The organism is Microbulbifer mixtoriginis (SeqCode) (assembly GCF_052466865.1).
Window position 1 is genome coordinate 4428874 of sequence record NZ_CP174293.1, and the last position, 20540, is coordinate 4449413.

The window sequence follows — 20540 nt, forward strand, 5'->3', positions numbered from 1 at the left end:
CAATAGCAGTTGTAGGTTACTTTTTATTGCTGCCGAGTGAGCAATCCCATCTGCAGCATTGAACTGCCAACAATTCTGGCAAGCAGCTCTAGCTCAGCGCCCAACGCAACCCGGAGAAAAAGGACAAGATAATGGCTTGCTTACAGCATCCAGATAGGGACCAACCCGTATACCTGATGGCACACCACACCATCGGCCGCCGTCAAGGAGCCGTGGATACCCGTATCACCAGTGCCGAAATCTCTGGTATTCACGCGGCCATTCAGTGGACCGGCACACATTGGAATATTCGCGATCTTAGTCGTAATGGAACCTGGCTAAATGGCCAGCAACTGGTTCCAGCCAAGAGCTACCCATTGCAAACCGGCGACAAGATCTGTTTTGGGCGAGTCAATAACCCCGCTTGGATTGTCGAGAATCTCGACGCCCCAGAAAACTTGTTGATTGACCTGAAGACTGGTGAAGCCCAGCTATTGGAGCAATACCACCTGCTACCGGACGAGAGCGAGCCCCTCGCCAGCTTGCATTTCAGCCCCGTTACCGCCCAATGGCAATACGAATTTACCGGTAGCACCGGCGAAGGGGGCAGCAAGAGCATGGTCAATCACGGGGATCGTATTGATTGCGGCCTGCAGAGCTGGCAACTGTTTCTCGCCGACAACCAAGGGGCAACCAAAGAACTCTCTTTACAGCAGTTATCCATTACAGATTTCGGCCTGCGCTTCTCTGTCAGCTCCCACGAGGAACATGTACAACTGCAGCTGCAGCGAGAGGGTATGAAGCAGTCCCTGCCCGCACGCATTCACAACTACCTGCTGCTGTACCTGGCTCGAGCACGCTTCCGTGATATGCAAAACGACATGGATACAGACTCCCAAGGCTGGGTTTCCATCCAGGTAGCCACTCACGAGCTGGGCATCACCGTCAACCACCTGAATACCCAGATTTTCCGCGCACGCAAGCAGATCTCTGAATCCTTGCCAGATGCCGTAGATACCTCAAACTTAGTAGAGCGACGCTCCTGGGAAATTCGCCTGGGCTGCCACCAGTTTGAAATCTATAAAGGCACTCAACTGGAGGCGAAGACCGAGCTACAGGAAGCGTAATTTTGGAGCTCAGACCTCATCATTAAAATGTTGATCCGTACCTATAGCAATCACTCTACTAGGTACGGAGCTGATAAAACTACCCTGTTGCAGCTGTATGCAGTAAGCCACTCCTATCGGATGTGACTTTTTGCCGGATCGAGCCCAATTTGGAGATCCGAACACTGAGCCTCTCTCACCTTCCCTTTTAAAAATAAAGCCTTTGCGGACCTATGACTGCTACTCTTTGCAACCGATAGCAATCCAAAAGAAATAGAATAACGTGAACCATTTCCTCTGAAATGGAGACAGATGGCTTCACGAAAATGTACTATCAGGTAGAATCCCCTATCCATCCGAAAAGAACTAAATACAATGGACGTAGTTGCGCTGGAGAAAACTGAGGTATATCAAGGTCGCTATAGGGTAGAGCGCACCCTTGGGGCTGGTGGTATGGGTGTTGTCTATCTGGCTGAAGACGTAAAGTTGGGACGCAAGGTCGCCATCAAGCAATTACGCTCTGATATGACCGGAAACTCCGCCGAGGCGAGATTCCGCAGTGAAGCTCAATTATTAGCCAGACTAAATCACCCCAATATTGTACGTCTATACGATGTTCTGGAGGAAGACCACAATATCGCCCTGGTTATGGAGCTGGTTGAAGGGGTTACTCTCAAAGAGTGGATACGTGAGCATACCGCCACACTGGCCGAAAAACTCGATCTGCTGATGCAGATCTGCCAGGGATTAGGAAAAGCCCATTGCCTGGGGATTATCCACCGGGATTTAAAACCCGAGAATATCCTTGTCACCAATGATGGCGTCGCCAAAATTACCGACTTCGGTATCGCGAAAGCCCTCGATTGCGACCAACAGCTCACTAGAGAAGACCATATCGCAGGCAGCGTGCAGGCCATGTCTCCGGAGCAGCTACAAGGAACAGCCCTGGATGCCCGTAGCGATCTGTTTAGTTTGGGCAGTATCGCCTATGAACTCTTGTGTGGCAGTAAACCTTTTGAGCGTGGCGATAAAAGTGCACTGGCTTTTGCCCAGCAGATTACCAGCAAGCCCCATATTCCGCCGCAACAGGCTTGGCCAGAAATCCCTAAGCCGTTAGCCGCACTATTAGACAGACTCTTGGGCAAGCGTCCAGAACAAAGACCTGAATCTGCAGAAAGGGTTTGTGAAGCTATAGAGCTGGTGAGAAAGCACGGAATCGACAATAGTACTCTACAGTATTCAGAAACGGTTACACAACTACTTATAAAGCCGAAAAAAAAATACAGGCCAGTTAGCTTGAGCTTAATCGGCCTAATAATTATCTGTACCTTGGCTTTTTGGGGCTGGCGAACCTATTTACAGCTACCTCCACAGTATATTGCCGTTCTTCCAGTGCAAATGAACGGGACGGTAAGTGGCGAAGAAAACGCAGAAATACTAGTGAAAGCCATGGTTCGCCAGGCTTTACTAAACGCCCCAGCACAACTTCAATCCAGTGCGCTGGTCAGTTACAACGCTCCAAAAGAAGAAGCGAGTTACGAAGAACAACTTAAGAGCTTGCATAATAAAGGTGTCACAGATGCCTTGCTAGCAAATCTCGAATGCATGCAGCTACGCTGTAATATAGAACTACAAAGAATAAACCCTTCAGATAGTCAGGTTCATCATCAAACCAGCTTTGTATTTCTAAGCGATAAAATCCAAGAAGCGCAATACACTATCGGAAACAGTGCAGTGGAATTATTCCCTAAAAGTTACCGAAAAGAACCCAACCAAGAAATTAAAATGAGCAACGGGGACTATAATCGCTATTTGACCGTTCTTTCCAAAATTGGTGGTGACATAACAGTACAGCCCTCTGATTTAGTTATACTGCAAGAACTAATCGGAACCTACCCACAAAATATTAACCTTTATTCTGCGTACGCAAAGGCATCAGCAACCTTATTCTCAGTCACAAACGATAACAGGCTTCTCTCCGGGGCTCTAGGAATACTCACTAGCGCTGAGGGTTTCGTGGAAAATGAAACATCCCTTCTAGAAGCTAAACTACTCATAAAATCCTTAGGGACAGATCGCAAAGGCTTTGAATCAATACTAAAAAAACTACAAACCAAAGGACATCCCTCAGCACACCTTTTAGCTCAATTTTCCCGCTTTCAATATTTACATGGTAATCACGAGCAGAGCTTAGCTTATGCAAAGGAAGCGGCTGCACTTAGCCCTTCTTTCAACAACCTATATTACATCGCCATCAATGAATTAGCCCTGGGAGACTATGAGCAAGCAAGAACCACACTAAAAAAAATGATTAAAATCTACCCTGAAAGGTGGAAAGCATACAACATTCTAGGGGTAATTGAACTTAAGACAGGCAACCTAACTGACGCAGAAACTGCTATAAGCTCTATCCCTGAAAACCGACGCGATTGGCAAACAAGATCTAACCTGGGAACTACTTTCTTCCTTAAAGGGGAATACAAAAAAGCATTAGTGCAACATAAAAAACTCTATCAAGAGGCCCCAAATAACATAACAACGATTTACCACCTTGCTGAAACGTACTTAATGTTAGCGGATAAGAAAAAAGCTGATGAATATTTTGGCAAAATAATAGCTCTTACAATTGAAGCTAGAGATGTCTTATCAAGAAGATACAGAGCCGAGGCACTTGCACATCATGGGAAGACCGCTGAATCAATCTCACTAATAAAAGATCTTTTACGAGATGCACCTGATAGTACCAACATAATGCAAACAGCTGCACTAGTCTATACACTTGCCGGAGAGTGGCAGTCTGCCAGTTATCATTTGGAGCAATTGATCCAGCGAGGGCTAACCCCAGAATGGTTTTCTCTTCCCGCATTCCAGGGTATCTGTGTCCAACCTCAAGTCTCTCAGACAGTAACTAAAAACATCTGCCCTTAGGGCTATGCTACCTTTCCGATGAGATTATTCTGGCACAGGATTAATGACGGCATCTGGATCGCCAGAGACAAAGTGCATACCAGTCTCAACATCAACACACATCCAGAGGAATGAAAAGTTGTCTGGAATTTGCTCTCTATCTCTGATCTTGATAACCAACTTGGTGAAGTCGCCATCTACCTCTTTTGCTCTGGCGCGGAATTGATGCCGAAAATCCGGGCTCAGAGCAATAATACCATCTAATTTATAGTTTTGCTTATAGCGTACAAACTCTAACTCGCGTCCTGGAACTTCAGACAAATCCAGAGTTACTTTCAGTGTCACCACTCCCCCCTTGTGGATTTTGAAACGCATATTGCCAAAATGCTCTTCCGGATTATCGGCATTAAACAGCGGCCAGTACCGCGGCTCACCATCTTTTTGCTCTCTGGGCCGTAAAACCAGGTCTAGTTTTAAGCCCTCTTTAGGTACCTCGCACTCCAGTACGGGTAAATCGGCACAAGTGCTCATCGTTCATCCCCTTGTAAGCATTTGTTATTTGGTGTCATTCTAAGACGCTTTTACTCATGTAAAATACGTCTGTGACTGCGTCATGATAACCAGTTCAGCTCTGAAAAAAAGCCGGCAGTATAGCCACTGCCGGCCCGGAATGATGGTCCCAACCATCGACGGTTACAACAACACTATCAAGAGCAAAATTTGGCATCCGTGCCTCGGGCAAGCTCATCCACAAGGTCCGACTAAGACTCTGCACCCGTCGGTTCCAGCTTGTCCGCTCAGCTTGCGCTGATTCTTCCCGCTTCTCGCACCTCCGACAGTGCGAGAATACAAAATCCATCCGAAATGTTGTGGGGGCTGCCCATCCGTGGCAGGGAACCGCTTTCACAATCTCCCGTACCCCCTCAACTGGTAGCTACTTTACGAATTCGGGAATTACAGGTCTATCACGGCCAATTACAAGGAATTACACGCCAAGTATTTTATCCTTTCTCTTAGGCTGTTAGAGTCATCTAATAACAAAAAGCATCACCTGATGAGGATACGATGGAAGCGAATCTCGAAGATGTAAAAATTCTCTCTCCCCGACGCAACAGCACTGAGGCCACTAATATTGCGGAGCTTGCTCGGGAGCAACTCCAGCATTTTTGTATTGATCGGGAGTCGGAGCACGGGCGTTTACTGGAGCAAACTGCGGCGCTGTTATATCAAGCACAGGGCAACTTGAACCAGCTGTGGAGTCAGGTAAGCGAAACTCTGAACCGATTGGATCGGTCCGACAAGATTGCCTACTTCAATGCCAAGCGCTTTATGAGTTTCCAGCTGGCAAAACTATTGGACACCCTTCAAAATCCGTTGCGCGCCAGCTTTCAGAGTCTGCAGGGAGATGATTTCAATATCACCACCCGCGGTGGCTACCCACTGTTCGATAATATCCCGGCGATTTTTTCTGCTACGCCGGTGATTGCACGCACCGCCACTTATATCTATGCCTGTACCGAGTGGGTAGACGACGCCTTCCGCGGCCGTGAACCCAGCCACGATATCTACTCGCGCCTACTCAACCCTACCTCGATCTCCCTGGCCAACGCCATTGTGGATTTGGAGTGCGGACCGGCAGCCAATGAGTATATGGCCTGGAACTTCAATTCCGGTATGGCCGCCATTGACGCACTACTCTCCAATCAGCTGCGCCGCGACGATATTTTAATCGTCTCACGCAATATCTATGGTGGCGTACACCAGCTCTTACAGGATTTTTACGCCCGCCCAGACAAACTGGCGATCCAACTGGTTTGGTTTGACGGCACCAGCGGTAAAGACTTCGAAAAACTACTGGCCGACACACAGCGAGATTACGCCGATGCCCTTCAGCAAGGCTCCAAGCTCCACGTCTATATCGAATCGCCCTGCAACCCCCACGGTATCATGTTGGACGTACCCGCTATCTGTAAGGCTGCACACCAGGAAAATATTCTGATCAGCCTGGATGCCACCCTGGCCACCCCCTTCCTCTACCAACCACTGCGACGCCAAGATCGCGAGGAGCGTCCAGACTTTGTTGTGCACTCCTACACCAAAGACATTGGCGGCACCGGTGCCGCAACCGCTGGCGTGGTGATTGGGGAAAACCACCGTATGTTTATTCCCAAGGGCGACAGTGCCAAGGGGCTGAACTGGGATCAGTGCATGTTCTGGGATGTGTATTACATCAAAGGCGCTTTCCTAGATGCGGATAAAGCCTGGGAGGTGCACTGTGGTATGCGCACTCTGGAAATGCGTATGTTGACCAAGTGTATCAATACCCAGTGCCTCAGCCATTTCTTCGCCAGTCACAGCAAAATTCGTGTGAACAGCCATGCGGTGGAAAGCCATCCGAACGCGAAGCTACGCAAAGCCTTGATGCGCTATCAGCTGCCAACCCCATTATTTAGTATTGATATGGAAGCGGCACAGATTCCCACTGAGGCTTTCAAAAGTTTCTTCGATGCGCTGGAGCCCGCGTTTGGACAGATGGTAAGCCTGGGGCAGACCAATACCATGGTACTTTGCCCCGCTCTTACTTCTCACTCCGAACTTTCTCCTCAGGCCATGGAAGCGGCGGGTATATTCGCAACCACAATCCGAATATCGGTGGGAGATGAAAATATGGCTCAGCTAGCGGCTCATGTGATCAGCTGTGCGCGCTTACATCTTGACCCGGTCAGCCCTGGATTTAGTGAGGGCTTTATCTCACCGCAGGAAGCGGATGCTACCTTCACCCGCTTCTATCTGGAATCACATAAAAAAGTTGTAGAAGCACAACCGAAAATCACCGACTACCTGTAAAAATCTGAAAAGCGGGCGCACAGTAATTATCCCCTGCCGTGGCCCGCTTGTTGCACTACCCTATATCCCGTAGTATCACCGCTTCTGTCCATAATTTAATCAAACAAAATGCCGAATTTTTCTGCCCACTTTCTGGCCTGGGTACTCTTCTGTCTCTCAACTCTGGCGCTGGCACAGGGATATGAGCAGCTTTACAGCGACTATCGCGGTAGCCTCTATCAAATACGCTTAATTGAAAAATCTTCTAATTCGAAAGCCGGGCTCGGCTCAGGATTCCAGATTTCCGCCGATGGTCTACTCGCCACCAATTACCACGTTGTCGCGCAAGCAGTTAGCGATCCGGATAAATATATACTGGAATATCTTTCAACCGATGGCACCAAGGGCACCCTGGAGCTCCTGGATATCGATGTCGTCAATGACTTGGCGCTACTACGCCAGGACAAGCCGGGCAAAGAATACTTACAGCTCGCCACCGAAACCCCAAAGCAAGGCGAAACCATAGTCTCCCTCGGTAATCCTCTGGATCTTGGAATGACCCTGATCCCAGGCACTTACAACGGTATCGCCGGAGGTAGTTTTTACGATCGTATTCATTTTGCCGGTTCTATTAATCCCGGCATGAGTGGTGGCCCGGCTATTAATACTCGCGGCCAAGTAGTGGGGATCAATGTGGCAACTGCCGGTAACCAGGTGAGCTTCCTGGTTCCGGTGGATAAACTGATCAATTTGTTAAAGCACTTCCATCAACGCAATGTGGCACTGGACCTACAAAAGGTCACCTACCAGCAGCTGCTCGACAATCAACAGCGTATTATCGACTCCATACTGGAGGCCGATTGGCAGCGCCGATCCCTCGGCGAGGCCAAGGTTGTTGGGGAAATAGTGCCCGCCATTAAGTGCTGGGGCAACAGTGAGGAAGATAGCGACAATCCTATTAAACGCATCGATAAAGGTTGTACTGGGCAGGATGTGATTTTTCTCTCCGACGACTTTAACACCGGTCGAGTGGAGTACGAGTTTTTCTGGCTCGAATCTGAAGGTCTTCTACCGGCACGCTTTTATGCGGAATACGAGCATCAGATGAGCACTTTTTATCCTGGCAACAGTGCCGGTGAAGAGGATGTCACCAACTTCCGCTGCCGCCAGAACTTTACCTCCCAGCCGCGCAATGGCAATGGCCCCGTATCCAAACCAGAGCGCAGTAAAAAACCGCTAATTAGCCGCACCAGTTACTGTGTAAGACGCTATAAAAACTTCCCCGACCTGTACGATATCTTTTTCTTGAGCCTCAGCGTGGACCAGAAGAATCGCGCGCTGGTCAGCCACTTTACTCTATCCGGCTTTACCCGGGAGTCTGCCGACGCCTTTGCCGAGAAGTTCACGAGCGAAATCCAATGGCACTGATAATTGAAGAACTCAACCGCGCTCACCGGGTGCAGGTGCGCTACCGAATGAAAGGTGAAAAGTTCACCCTGGGCCGCGCCTATAGCAACGATGCAATCTTGGAAGACATCCACACAGATGGGCGCCATGCAGAAATTCGTCGGGAAGAAGATGGCAGTTATATTCTGCACGATTTGAATACGGTGAATGGCAGCCAGCTACTGGGGAATCTGAAAGACCGATCGGTTAAGCCTGGGGAGATCTCCTCCCATCAGATTACCTCTGGGGATCTAATACAATGTGGTAAGTCGCGCTTACGAATATTTAATTGCGATGACGATGTTGCCGAGGCCACCCCTCTGCATTCGCTGGAAAATCTGTTTGCCAGCCTATCCAACCCTCTGTACGCCACCCTCCTGGTACTCGCCGTAGCCCTGTCCACGGTACTGCTCAGCTACCTCGGCTACGCGCGTACTTATCAGTGGACCATCGCCGTCAACATCTTAGTCAGTGCGGTGATCGGCTTGGTGATTTATGCGGGTGCCTGGGCTTTTGTAGGCAGGGTGGTTCGCCACGAAACACACTTTTTTGCCCACCTTTCCATCGCCGCTATGGGCGTACTCACTTACGCCGTCTGGGAGTGGTTAGGCAGTATACTGAATTACAACTTCGCCATAGGGGATACCATGGAGGTTCTGGACTTCCTGGTACTCGCTGTCATTTTGCCCACTATGCTCTGGTGCGCTTGTTATCTGGCCACCAACCTAGGGCGCGCCTGGCGCTGGGCGGTAGCACTAGTACTGCCGCTCGGCTTTTTAGGCCTCAGTCTGGTGGAAACGATCAGCTCGATCGATGACTTCCGCGAAACACCGGCTCTCTCCACTGAGCTCAAATACGATAATATGTTGTTGCGTAAACCGGTGCCCATGCAGGAATTTATCACCGGTTCGGCCGCACTATTTGATATTCCTATCAAAAAAGAAGAGCCGGAAAATGAGAGCAAGGAGAGCTCTTCCGCAGAAAACGAGAACGCAGAGGTAGAGCAGTGAATACAGTGTTTTGGAGCCCCGGCCTGGAACAGTTGGAACCTTACACTCCCGGTGAGCAGCCCAGCGGTACAACTCTGATTAAACTGAACACCAACGAGAACCCCTACCCCGCTTCGCCCCGAGCCCTGGCACTATTGACACAGAGAGATTTTGCCGACGCCCTGCGTCGCTATCCCGACCCAGAGTCCTGTGAGTTGCGCGCAGCCATTGCCACGCGATATGGACTGAATGACAGGCAGGTTTTCGTCGGTAATGGTTCTGATGAGGTCCTGGCGCTGAGTTTTTATAGCTTTTTCCGCCGCAACGAACCCTTACTGTTTCCCGATATCACCTACAGCTTCTACCCTGTGTACTGCCAGCTTTTCGACATAGAGTCCCGCAGTATTCCCCTCTCAGAAGACTTTAGTCTCAATGTGGAGGATTTCTCGGGTACTGCCGCTGGAATTATTATCCCCAATCCCAACGCCCCGACAGGACGCTACTTATCACTCGATAGAATTGAAGCACTACTGCAGCTACAACCAGAGCGAGTGGTGATCATTGATGAAGCCTACATCGATTTTGGGGGGGAAAGTGCCGCCCAATTGATCGAGCAATACCCCAATCTGCTGGTCATTCACACCCTGTCTAAGTCTTATGCTCTGGCAGGTCTGCGCCTCGGCTTTGCTATGGGGCAGGAACACCTGATTGAGGGGCTGCTGCGCGCCAAGAACTCTTTCAATTCTTATCCTATCGATGCCATCGCACAGGAAGTGGCTACTGCAGCCATCCGCGATAGGGCTTGGCATGAAAACAACTGCAGCAAGGTTGTCGCCACACGCTCTCGCACAGAAGAGGCACTGCTTGAACTGGGGTTTGAAGTTATACCTTCCAAAGCGAATTTCATCCTGGCGAAGCCCCCTGCCCCTGGTGCCGAGGCCCTCTACCTGGCACTGCGCGAACTGGGCATTCTGGTGAGATACTTCAATAAGCCCCGCATCAGTGAATACCTGCGTATCTCTATTGGCACAGATCAGGAAATGGACCAACTGATAGGGAACTGTAAAGAGATACTTGCGTCACAGAGCTAGTAAACTGTCAGTCTATACTCGTCGGGTCCGCGCCCAGCGCAACCCGACCACCAGACTTATCGGTAACTAGGGATTTATGTCTCTCTTATTTAATCGCCCCAAACTGTTCGCCAATACCAAGCTCTTCGCCAGCGCTCTGGCTCTAGCCACCGCCATCCTGAGCTATCAGGCCCAGGCCAACCCCTGGGAGGAGAGTGAGAGCCCCAGCGCACAGAACCCAGCCAGCATAGGCACCTATACCAATGGCTGTCTCGCGGGAGGAGAAACCCTGCCTCTACGTGGCGAGGGCTATCAACTGGTGCGCACCGGCCGCGATCGCCACTTCGCCCACCCGGACACCATCGCCTTCCTCAAGGACTTTTCCCGGAGTGTCGCACGGAATAACCTCGGCAGAATACAGATCGGCGATATGTCCATGGCGCGAGGTGGTCCCTTTGGCAGTGGAGGGCACAGTAGCCATCAGACCGGCCTTGATGTGGATATTTGGTTTTCACAAGACAAGCGCGCCGCAGAGCGGGCACTGACAGAGTGGGAGCGCGATAATATCTCCGCTATCCCTCTGGCGGATACCCGCGAACATCGCTTGGTCAAAGAAAATTGGGACGAACGAGTCCCCAAGATCCTGCGTATGGCCGCAGAGGATCAGCGGGTAGAGCGGATTTTTGTCCATCCCACCATCAAGCGTCACTTATGTGAAATTTCGGGCGTCGACAATGATTGGCTACGCAAAGTACGCCCTTGGTGGGGACACAATTACCATTTTCATGTGCGGCTTGCCTGCCCGGCCGGCAGCATTGACTGCAAGCCTCAGGCTCCGGTGCGCACCACACCCTGCGGTAATGACCTGGACTGGTGGTTCAGCGAAGAATTCTACGCAATACTGAACGGCACTAAGGCCCAGCCGACAAAACCCAAACCCAAGACGATGCCACAGCAGTGCCAGCAGGTTTTACTGGCGCCTCCAGCTGGCACCACGATGGAATAACTTTATGATCAACACCTTGCTTATCTGCGGCGGTGGCAGCAGCGAGCACGAAGTGTCCTTGCGCACCGCAGATTTTATTGAAGGACAATTGGCCGAATCCGAAGATATCGCCCTGATGCGAGTTGAGATGGATGCTAGCGGCTGCCTGACTGATAAAGAAGGTCGCGTCTATCATATCTTTTACGATGGCAAGATTCGCGATGAAGCCGGCAATGCCTGGGATGTGGATTACGTCATCCCAGCAATTCACGGTTACCCAGGAGAAACTGGCGACCTGCAATCCCAGCTCGAGATGTTCGGCATCCCCTATTTCGGTTCAGCACCGGAGGCGAGCAAAATTTGTTTTAACAAGATTAAAACGAAAATGTGGCTGAGCGCGCTAGGGATCGATAACACCCCCTATCTTTTTCTACACAGCCTGGAGGCTGAAGAGTTGAGTAAGGCCCACGCCGCACTGGAAGAGTGGGAAGCGGTCTTTATCAAAGCTTCAAACCAGGGTTCCTCGGTGGGCTGCTTTAAAGTCAGCCATAAGGAAGATTTGGAAGATGCAATCGCAGAAGCCTTTACCCTCTCATCCTATGTATTGGTAGAAAAAGCCCTCAATGCCCGCGAACTCGAGGTGGCAGTTTACACTTATGGCGAAGAGCTCATAGCCACTCATCCCGGTGAGGTCCGCGCGCCAGCAGATACTTTTTATACCTATAAGGAAAAATATGCCGCAGGCAGTCGCGCCGAGACGTTTATTAAAGCTGAGGGTCTGAGCGAACAGCAATTGGCTTGGATTCAGGAAGTTTCGATACGTACTTTTAAGGCCCTAAAGCTGAAAGATCTCTCTCGCATCGATTTTTTCCTAACAGACGAAGGGGAGCTCTACCTAAATGAAGTCAATACTTTCCCCGGAATGACCCCCAACTCTATGTTCCCCAAAATGATGCAAAACCATGGCCATGATTTTACTGAATATCTGACGGGGCAAATTCGTTCCGCGGTAAAACAATCAGTTAAATAGATACTACCTTGAACTCCACTCAGAAAAGTGACATTAAAAAAAGGGGCTATAGCCCCTTTTTTTAATGTCAGTAAACAAAACACAACTAGTGCAATAACCAATTCTGTTGCCGTCTACGGGAAAATTGACTGCGCAGAAATTCCATCTGATCTCCGCGGATCCGTTCACTATTAATCAAAGCCAGGTATTCTGCAGCATTGGGACAAAAAGGCAGAGCCAGTAATTCCATATCAATATCTTCAAGTAAAAAATTGCCCTTATGCTGATTACAGCGGCGACAGGCTGTGACCACATTTTCCCAAGAGTCCATCCCTCCCTTCGACACTGGGATAACATGATCTCGAGTTAGCTCAGCTGACTTAAAAATACTCCCGCAGTAGAGGCAGGTGTGCACATCACGAAAGAAAAGTGCGCGGTTTGTAAGCGGCGGACGGTTGCGTGGCCGCGCCATTCGAGCACCGCCACAGGCGATAATTGATGCCAGATCCAGAGCCGAACGCTCTCCATTCCGATTAAACCCGCCCCTTACCCTCTGTACTATGCCCCCCAAAGACCAGGTAACCAGATCCCGGACGTATAAACAGGAAGCCTCCTGCCAAGTGAGCCAGTCCAATGGCTGTCCCGCCAAATTCAGGCGCAAAATGCGTGCTTGCATGACTTCGCCTCCCCGCAGTTAGACAGAAGAATCCGGCCTACTACTACAGCTAACCAAGCGGATACTTTTCCGGCACTCAAGTATCTGATTTGACATGCTGCCTGGAAGAAAGAGATAGACAAATAAGCCTGAACTTGAGAGTCCAGTTTGGATAAGGCGTTAAAGTGATAAGGGCGATAACCCGCTGATGATTTCAATGGCGAGAGGACAAGAGCCCGGCAGTGAGAGAATGCCAGAGCGTAAACGGGCACTGCTAATGATTGATTGCTGAATGCGCCATCCTCCACCGGCCCGAGCAATAATGGCCGACCTCTCATCATTAAAGCGGATAAATATTACAAATTCCAGATAGAAGCAGACCTGGCTTACAAAAAGTACCGACCGTGAATAATTAACGATTAGAGAGGATGAAGATTAAGTAAAGAATTACTATTAAAATTTATTTGAACAAATATAAAGTCTTCGAGCATGTAAAACACCGCCCAGGCAATCCGGCCCGGGCGGTGCGTCTCACAGGATGGTGCCCATATCCTTAGGGCGAGCGGCGCATTCCTTTTATCCTTTGCCGCAGAGTTGCAGTCCCTTTTGCGTCCCTGCCAGTTAATTATGGACATCAGGCGAAAAAAGAGTAGGGGTAATCTGCTGAATTTTATGTAAGACATATCTCACAAGGTGAAATATTTCTTTAATAAATGAGAGGGAGACTCGATGAGTACACTGTGCTAAAACGGAGCTCAGTGCATGAGCGCGGCCACTATAAACACCTTTATTTCAAGTTCAATCGAAACAGGGAAAAAGACGTTGAAATATACGCTAATTTTTTTGCTTATCTTCAGCGCCGTTGTTTCAAGCGCCTTCACAGCAGTCTCTTCGGGTATTAGCGTTCCCTGGCGCCAAATCATTGGAGGCGCGAAAACCAGCGAGCAGGAGGTCACTCAAAATTTAACAGCCGCCACTGGCTATCAACTACAACTATTTACAGATAATGTGCCCAATGCTCGCTGGCTGGCAATAACCCGTTCGGGGGATATCCTCGTATCCCAACCCAAGAAGGGACAGGTTTCCCTGTTAACCCCCGATCGTAACGGTGATGGACGCGCCGACAGCCAGCGCATATTAATTGGAGACTTAAACCGCCCACACGGACTTCTACTGCATGAGAACTGGCTATATATAGCGGAAAGCGATGCTGTAGGCAGAGTGCCCCTTGATCACTCCGATGCCCGCCTGGCAGGGCGTTACCAGAGAATCGTCGAAGGCTTGGCAGACAGCGGCCATTGGACCAAAACCCTTGAAAAGGGACCGGATGGCTGGCTGTACCTCAGTAGCGGTTCCAGCTGTAACGTCTGTGTAGAAAAAGATCGTCGACGCGCCAGTATTATGCGCCTGCGTCCCGATGGCAGTGACCTCAAAATATTCGCCACCGGCCTGCGCAATAGTGTGGGGTTTGACTGGTCACCCAAAGATGGCGGCCTCTATGCCACAGATAATGGTCGCGACTGGCTGGGTGACAACCTGCCACCCGATGAACTCAACCTTATCCAAGCCGACAAATTCTACGGCTGGCCCTACGCCTACGGTGACCGGGTACCGGACCCGGACTTTATCGACGATGAAGACCCCACCATCAAAGAAATGATTGCCGCTTCCCTCCCCCCTGTACACGAGTTCGCCGCACATAATGCCCCTCTAGGCATCCGCTTCCTGCGAAGTCCGGAACAACCGACAGGTTATCGCGGCGCTGCCTTAGTAGCACTGCACGGTTCCTGGAACAGAAGCGTGAAAGATGGTTACAAAGTGGTATCTCTACACTGGAATGAAGGCGGGAAAATCACCCAGCGGGATTTCCTCTGGGGCTTCCTCAGTAACAACCGCAAGGAGGTTTCTGGCAGGCCAGTGGCAATTGTCGAAGATGGCAAGGGCAATATTTATATTTCAGACGATTACGCGGGGGCCATCTATCGTCTCTCACCCACCGCTACCCCACAAAAAGTAAAGTTATCCGCGGAGAGAACACCTACCACACCTAGGGTACCCAAAAAACCACCACCAACCGATGCCACCGCCGCGCGCGAGGGAAGAGCGCTATACCTGAGCCACAATTGTGCGCAGTGCCACCAGCAACAGGTACCATTAGCAGGGCTCAACAAAAAGTACACCGTGCAAAGCCTGGCGGACTATTTTGATACGCCAACCCCCCCGATGCCCAGATATGATTTCACCGAGGAGCAGAAAAAAGCATTGGCCCACTACCTGCTTTCAAGGGAGGCTTTGCAATAACTCCCTCTTACCCCTTACTCCGTGCCAATTGACCCCTGCCGCGCCAGCGGCTAAGGTTGCCCCGCAATTACGAGGCGATGCTATGGCGGCAAAGAAAAAATCGGCAAGTTTTGAACAGAGCCTGGAGGCTCTTGAAGAATTAGTAGAACGCCTGGAGGCAGGAGACCTGCCCCTGGAGGAGGCCCTGGCCGACTTTGAGCAAGGGGTCAAACTCACCCGTGAGTGCCAGAAAAAACTCGCCAGCGCCGAGCAAAAGGTCAAAATGCTGATGGAGGAGAACGGTAGTATTCGCGAGTTGCCGTTCGAGGCCGACAACTCCTCAGGCGATTCCTAAGTGAGTTCCCCTACCCTGCCCGCCGAGCTGAGTGCATTCCTCAAGGATTCCTCTCAGCGTGTCGAAAGCCGTATCCGCGACACGCTGGCAGAATCTATTCCCGGTGCCAATAAGCTCTTTGAGGCCATGCGCTATGCCGCACTGGGCCCTGGCAAACGCCTGCGCCCAGCACTCGTGTACGCCTGTGCCCAGGTCTTCCGTGGGGTGGATTTTGATCCTGCCAGATGCGACGCCAGCGCCGCTGCCCTTGAGTGCGTCCACGCCTATTCACTGGTGCACGATGACCTGCCAGCCATGGATGATGACGACCTGCGCCGGGGCCGTCCCACTTGCCATATCGCCTACAACGAGGCCACCGCTATTCTCGCCGGTGATGCACTACAAACCCAGGCATTCGAACTGCTGTTGTCCGATAACACCGAGCCCGCATTGAAGCTACTACTTATTGCGGAGCTCTCAAAGGCATCTGGCAGCCGGGGAATGGTTGCAGGTCAGGCCATCGACCTGGATTCTGTGGATAAAACCCTCACCCTGGCACAACTAGAAGCGATGCATCGCCTGAAAACTGGCGCCCTTATTCGCGCTAGTGCGCGCATGGGCGCGCTGCACGGTGGTGCCACCAGCGACCAACTGGAAGCGCTAACCCTCTACGCAGAAGCCATTGGCCTGGCTTTTCAGGTACAGGACGATATCCTTGACGTCACAGTAGATACAGCCATTCTGGGTAAAACTCAGGGCGCAGACGCCCTTCTCAACAAACCGACTTATGTCTCCCTATTGGGGCTCAAAGGCGCAAAAGAGAAGCTCCAGGGCTTGCGCGGGGAGGCTTTAAGTGCCCTTTCAACACTGCCCGGCGATACACTACTACTGAAGCAGCTGGCCGATTATATCGTCCAACGCGGCCACTAAGTCGGGATCTCTACCCCGTCATTGGGATGCAATATGCCCTTCACAGGCATACAATCCCCTTCACTAATACCATCTGTAGCAATTGAACCGTTTGATGCTCGAAGAAATTCCACGCACACGCCCGCATACGCCGCTGCTTGACGTCATTGACGAGCCGGCACAGCTGCGCGCACTCGATGAACGCCAACTGCCCGAACTCGCCAACCAGTTGCGCGAGTACCTGTTGTATTGTGTCGGCCAAACCGGCGGACACTTCGGCGCCGGTCTCGGTGTGGTGGAGCTGACCATCGCCCTGCACTATATCTACAACACGCCAGAGGACCGCTTGGTCTGGGATGTGGGCCACCAAACCTACCCTCACAAGATACTCACCGGCCGCCGTGAGCAGATGCTCACCATGCGCCAGCAAGGCGGCTTGTCAGGCTTTCCCAAGCGCAGTGAGAGCCCCTACGACACCTTCGGCGTGGGGCATTCCAGTACTTCTATCGGTGCCGCCCTGGGAATGGCCCTGGGCTCCCCCGACGAGCGCAAAGTCGTGGCGGTGATTGGCGACGGCGCTATGACCGCTGGCATGGCCTTCGAAGCACTCAATCACGCATCTCACACAGGCCGGGATATGTTGGTTGTGCTCAATGACAACAGCATGTCGATCTCTAAAAATGTCGGAGGCTTGGCTACCTACTTCGCCAAGATTCTTGCCAGCAAAACCTATCTCAATATGCGCGAGGGCAGCCGCAAGATTTTATCGGCTATTCCCAAGGCCTGGCAGTTGGCGCGCCGCACCGAAGAGCATGTTAAAGGCATGATCACTCCCGGCACACTGTTTGAGGAACTGGGCTTCAACTACGTGGGGCCACTGGATGGGCACAACATGCACGATCTGGTGCACACCCTGCGCAACCTGCGCAGCCAGCCCGGTCCCCAGCTACTGCATATCGCCACTACCAAAGGCAAAGGCTTTGGTCCGGCTGAAGCCGACCCGGTGGGTTACCACGCATTGAACAAGCTGGAGCCAGAGAGCAAAGTCCAGGTGGCTGTGCCGGGCAGGAAGAAGCTGCCCAAGTATCAGGATATTTTCGGCCAGTGGCTGTGTGACACCGCCGAAAAGGACGAGCGCCTAATCGGAATTACCCCCGCCATGTGTGAGGGCTCTGGCATGGTAGAGTTTTCCAACCGTTTTCCAAAACGCTTCCAAGACGTAGCCATTGCCGAGCAGCACGCCGTTACTCTCGCTGCCGGCCTCGCCTGCGAGGGCCAAAAGCCGGTTGTGGCCATTTACTCTACTTTCCTACAGCGCGGCTATGACCAAATGGTGCATGATGTTGCTATCCAAAACCTGGATGTCACCTTCGCCATCGACCGCGCCGGCCTTGTAGGTGAAGACGGCCCAACCCATGCAGGCAGCTTCGATCTGACCTTTATGCGTTGCTTGCCCTACCTCGCCATCGCTGCACCCAGCGACGAGAACGAATGCCGCCAATTACTCTATACCGCATACAAGTACGAGGGGCCCGCCGCTGTGCGCTATCCCCGCGGTACCGGTATGGGCACCGCAATAGAAGAAGAGATGCGCGAGTTACCTATCGGTAAGGGCCGCCTACTGCGTAAAGGCAGCGGCGTGGCCATTTTGAATTTCGGCACCCTACTCGCCCCTGCTACGGCAGCGGCTGAGCGCCTCGGCGCCACTCTCGCCGATATGCGCTGGGTAAAGCCATTAGATGAAGCGCTGATTGATGAACTGGCCGACAGCCATCAGTTGCTGGTCACCATCGAAGAAAATACCGTCGCCGGAGGTGCTGGCAGCGCCGTTATGGAGTATCTCAACAGCTCTGCGCGAACCCTGCCCGTACTGCAACTGGGCCTGCCGGACCGCATTATTGAGCACGGCAAACACAAAGACCTGCTCGCAGAGATAGGCCTCGATGCCGGCGGCATTGAGGAACAAATCCGCCGGCGCCTGCAGCTGCTTAACCGGCACAATTTTAACGACCGCGCCGCAGCCGCAAACTAACCATAAGGGCCCGATAACCATCTGGGATATCGGGCTCCTGAACCACAACTCAGCCGCTTACTATTGATTTGACGATACCGCGTGACTTAACGCCCTTCTATCAATCAATTTCCGCACGCCTTGGGGGAAAGATGTCACTACTCAAGAAAACTCTTGTCGCATCCATCGGTCTGTTCGCCAGCCTCAATGCAACCGCTATGGAACAGGAAGATTTTAAGAAGGCCTATCGGGCGCTGCCGAAAGAGAATGCCTCTGAAAGACTGGTGGCCCTACAGGATCTGCGCTATCGCTGGATTATGGAAAGCTTTCCCAGCCAGGCCACTTATGAGGGCTATCCAGGGCAAAATGATCGCTGGGTAGACAACTCAAAGAGAGGCATTGAGGCTCGACAAGAACAGACTCGTCAACTTTTAGGTGCTACCCGCAACCTCGATGTCAGCGAGTTACCCGAGCAGCAACAACTGGACTACCAACTGCTTTACCAGGATTTGCTCGGTGGGGTGAAGGGCTTCCAGTTCCCCGAACATCTACAACCCATTACCCATATGAGCGGTATCCAGCTCGATGTGCCGAATGTACTCAACAGTATGCCGCGCAGTACGGTTGCTGATTACGAAGATATTCTGGCACGCCTATCAAAGCTACCAACTTTGGTAACACAGACACAGACGCTAATGCAGCAGGGATTAAGAAAAGGGGTTACTCCGCCGCAAATCACTCTGCGTGATCTACCCCGGCAGATCCGCGCGCTGATCCCCACAACTCCCGAGCAGAGTCCTCTACTCAGTGCATTTGCGGAAATGCCCAGCGCCATCCCCAAAGCAAAACAAAAAAGCCTGCGCCAGCGCGCCCTCGCCATCTACGGGAGCCAGTTATTACCGGCATGGCGAGACATAGCGGAATTTATCGAAAGGGAATACATTCCTGGTGCACAGAAAGGCATCGCCCTCAGCAGTCGTCCAGACGGTCTGCGCTGGTATGCCTACAAAGTAGAAAAGAGCACCACCACTCACCTTAGCCCGGAAGAAATCCACCGTATAGGCTTGGCCGAAGTGAAGCGTATCCGTGCAGAGATGCAAGCTGTCATACAGAAGACTGGCTTCCAGGGAGACTTCAAGGCTTTTACCGAATTCCTGCGTACTGATCCACGCTTTTACCACACCAGCCGTGAGGCCCTGTTACGAGACTACCGGGATATTGCCAAGCGCATTGATGGCGAGCTGCCCGCCCTGTTTGGTACCTTGCCCAGGCTGCCCTATGGAGTTAAACCCATTCCCGGCTACTCGGAGCAGTCACAGACCACGGCCTATTACCAGCCTGGCTCCAACGAAGCCGGCCGCGCGGGTATCTTCTTTGCCAATACCTATAATCTGCCCAGCAGGCCGAAGTGGGAAATGGAAGCGCTGACGGTACATGAGGCAATGCCTGGCCACCACTTACAGATTGCCCTGGCCCAGGAGCAAGCTGATATTCACCCATTGCGACGCATGGCTCTCTATACCGCTTTTGTGGAAGGCTGGGGCCTCTACTCCGAAAGCCTCGGTTATGACCTGGGCTTGTACAAAGATCCCTACAGCGAGTTTGGGGCGCTGACCTACGATATGTGGCGCGCCGTGCGTCTGGTTGTAGACACCGGCATGCATCAGCTGGGCTGGAGCCGTGAGCAGGCAATTGACTATTTTATGGAAAATAGTGCCAAGCCTCTGCACGATGTCACCGTGGAAATTGATCGCTACCTGGTTTGGCCTGGACAGGCACTGGCCTATAAATTAGGGCAATTAAAAATTAAGGAGCTACGTGCAAAAGCAGAAGAGGAACTCGACAATAATTTTGATATCCGCAGCTTCCACGATGCCCTTCTTGGCGCCGGTGCCCTGCCCTTAAATATTCTCGAAACACGAATGAACAGCTGGATTGAAAGCCAGGGCTCTGCATCGGCCCAGGTTACTCCCCCTGTAACATCACAAATCTCTGCGGGCTAGATAAACGAAAGGGCAGGTATTTCCTGCCCTT

Annotated in this window: 15 protein-coding genes; 13 read left to right on the forward strand and 2 right to left on the reverse strand. The window is 51.7% G+C overall.

The annotated features are described in order from the left end of the window. Positions 1-131: 131 nt before the first annotated feature. Both ACJJJA_RS19975 and ACJJJA_RS19980 read left to right on the forward strand, forming a co-directional pair. Positions 132-1106, forward strand: coding sequence for an FHA domain-containing protein (locus tag ACJJJA_RS19975; protein ID WP_444903169.1), 975 nt, complete (start codon positions 132-134; stop codon positions 1104-1106). A 354-nt stretch (positions 1107-1460) separates the two neighbouring features. Continuing rightward, positions 1461-4013, forward strand: coding sequence for a protein kinase domain-containing protein (locus ACJJJA_RS19980; RefSeq protein ID WP_444903170.1), 2553 nt, complete (start codon positions 1461-1463; stop codon positions 4011-4013). 24 nt (positions 4014-4037) lie between these two features. On the opposite strand, the gene ACJJJA_RS19985 is transcribed toward ACJJJA_RS19980, so the two are convergent. Further along, the gene (locus ACJJJA_RS19985) at positions 4038-4523 is read right to left on the reverse strand and encodes a hypothetical protein (RefSeq protein ID WP_444903171.1); all 486 of its coding nucleotides are present in this window, start codon (positions 4521-4523) and stop codon (positions 4038-4040) included. Positions 4524-5057: 534 nt separating this feature from the next. Here ACJJJA_RS19985 and ACJJJA_RS19990 point away from each other — a divergent pair. From ACJJJA_RS19990 to ACJJJA_RS20015, 6 genes are all read left to right on the forward strand, one after another. After that, positions 5058-6839: a trans-sulfuration enzyme family protein gene (locus ACJJJA_RS19990; protein WP_444903172.1), complete on the forward strand. Its 1782-nt coding sequence runs from the start codon at positions 5058-5060 to the stop codon at positions 6837-6839. A 108-nt stretch (positions 6840-6947) separates the two neighbouring features. Next, a complete protein-coding gene (locus tag ACJJJA_RS19995; RefSeq protein WP_444887207.1) occupies positions 6948-8246 on the forward strand; it encodes a S1C family serine protease in 1299 nt (432 codons plus the stop codon). Further along, complete coding sequence (locus ACJJJA_RS20000) at positions 8237-9274, forward strand: FHA domain-containing protein (protein ID WP_444887208.1); 1038 nt, start codon at positions 8237-8239, stop codon at positions 9272-9274. The genes ACJJJA_RS19995 and ACJJJA_RS20000 overlap by 10 nt, the downstream gene beginning before the upstream one ends. Continuing rightward, positions 9271-10344, forward strand: coding sequence for a histidinol-phosphate transaminase (gene hisC / locus ACJJJA_RS20005; RefSeq protein WP_444887209.1), 1074 nt, complete (start codon positions 9271-9273; stop codon positions 10342-10344). Before ACJJJA_RS20000 ends, hisC begins: the two co-directional genes overlap by 4 nt. A gap of 76 nt (positions 10345-10420) precedes the next feature. Continuing rightward, positions 10421-11329, forward strand: a complete 909-nt coding sequence (mepA, locus tag ACJJJA_RS20010) for a penicillin-insensitive murein endopeptidase (RefSeq protein ID WP_444887210.1) — start codon at positions 10421-10423, stop codon at positions 11327-11329. 4 nt (positions 11330-11333) lie between these two features. Beyond that, positions 11334-12338, forward strand: a complete 1005-nt coding sequence (locus ACJJJA_RS20015) for a D-alanine--D-alanine ligase (RefSeq protein WP_444882778.1) — start codon at positions 11334-11336, stop codon at positions 12336-12338. Positions 12339-12423: 85 nt separating this feature from the next. Here ACJJJA_RS20015 and ACJJJA_RS20020 read toward each other — a convergent pair whose 3' ends face one another. Continuing rightward, complete coding sequence (locus tag ACJJJA_RS20020) at positions 12424-12993, reverse strand: HNH endonuclease (protein WP_444887211.1); 570 nt, start codon at positions 12991-12993, stop codon at positions 12424-12426. A gap of 801 nt (positions 12994-13794) precedes the next feature. On the opposite strand from ACJJJA_RS20020, the gene ACJJJA_RS20025 reads away from it, so the two are divergent. The 5 genes from ACJJJA_RS20025 to ACJJJA_RS20045 all read left to right on the forward strand — a co-directional run bounded on the left by ACJJJA_RS20025 (position 13795) and on the right by ACJJJA_RS20045 (position 20509). Next, the gene (locus tag ACJJJA_RS20025) at positions 13795-15273 is read left to right on the forward strand and encodes a DUF7133 domain-containing protein (RefSeq protein ID WP_444903173.1); all 1479 of its coding nucleotides are present in this window, start codon (positions 13795-13797) and stop codon (positions 15271-15273) included. A gap of 82 nt (positions 15274-15355) precedes the next feature. Then, positions 15356-15607 carry an exodeoxyribonuclease VII small subunit gene (locus ACJJJA_RS20030; RefSeq protein ID WP_444882781.1) on the forward strand — a complete coding sequence of 84 codons (252 nt, stop codon included), beginning with the start codon at positions 15356-15358 and terminating at the stop codon, positions 15605-15607. Beyond that, the gene (locus ACJJJA_RS20035) at positions 15608-16516 is read left to right on the forward strand and encodes a polyprenyl synthetase family protein (protein ID WP_444903174.1); all 909 of its coding nucleotides are present in this window, start codon (positions 15608-15610) and stop codon (positions 16514-16516) included. Between the two features lie 94 nt (positions 16517-16610). Then, on the forward strand, positions 16611-18527 hold the full coding sequence (dxs, locus tag ACJJJA_RS20040) for a 1-deoxy-D-xylulose-5-phosphate synthase (protein ID WP_444903175.1): 1917 nt from the start codon (positions 16611-16613) through the stop codon (positions 18525-18527). 131 nt (positions 18528-18658) lie between these two features. Then, positions 18659-20509 carry a DUF885 domain-containing protein gene (locus ACJJJA_RS20045; protein WP_444903176.1) on the forward strand — a complete coding sequence of 617 codons (1851 nt, stop codon included), beginning with the start codon at positions 18659-18661 and terminating at the stop codon, positions 20507-20509. Positions 20510-20540 lie beyond the last annotated feature (31 nt).

Bases quoted from the DNA above. Each gene is read 5' to 3' on its own strand.
- dxs (WP_444903175.1), top strand. From the start codon at position 16,611: ATGCTCGAAGAAATTCCACGCACACGCCCGCATACGCCGCTGCTTGAC.
- ACJJJA_RS19995 (WP_444887207.1), top strand. From the start codon at position 6,948: ATGCCGAATTTTTCTGCCCACTTTCTGGCCTGGGTACTCTTCTGTCTC.
- ACJJJA_RS20030 (WP_444882781.1), top strand. From the start codon at position 15,356: ATGGCGGCAAAGAAAAAATCGGCAAGTTTTGAACAGAGCCTGGAGGCT.
- ACJJJA_RS19990 (WP_444903172.1), top strand. From the start codon at position 5,058: ATGGAAGCGAATCTCGAAGATGTAAAAATTCTCTCTCCCCGACGCAAC.
- ACJJJA_RS19980 (WP_444903170.1), top strand. From the start codon at position 1,461: ATGGACGTAGTTGCGCTGGAGAAAACTGAGGTATATCAAGGTCGCTAT.
- ACJJJA_RS19985 (WP_444903171.1), bottom strand. From the start codon at position 4,523: ATGAGCACTTGTGCCGATTTACCCGTACTGGAGTGCGAGGTACCTAAA.
- ACJJJA_RS20020 (WP_444887211.1), bottom strand. From the start codon at position 12,993: ATGCAAGCACGCATTTTGCGCCTGAATTTGGCGGGACAGCCATTGGAC.
- ACJJJA_RS20000 (WP_444887208.1), top strand. From the start codon at position 8,237: ATGGCACTGATAATTGAAGAACTCAACCGCGCTCACCGGGTGCAGGTG.
- ACJJJA_RS20015 (WP_444882778.1), top strand. From the start codon at position 11,334: ATGATCAACACCTTGCTTATCTGCGGCGGTGGCAGCAGCGAGCACGAA.
- ACJJJA_RS20045 (WP_444903176.1), top strand. From the start codon at position 18,659: ATGTCACTACTCAAGAAAACTCTTGTCGCATCCATCGGTCTGTTCGCC.
- ACJJJA_RS19975 (WP_444903169.1), top strand. From the start codon at position 132: ATGGCTTGCTTACAGCATCCAGATAGGGACCAACCCGTATACCTGATG.
- mepA (WP_444887210.1), top strand. From the start codon at position 10,421: ATGTCTCTCTTATTTAATCGCCCCAAACTGTTCGCCAATACCAAGCTC.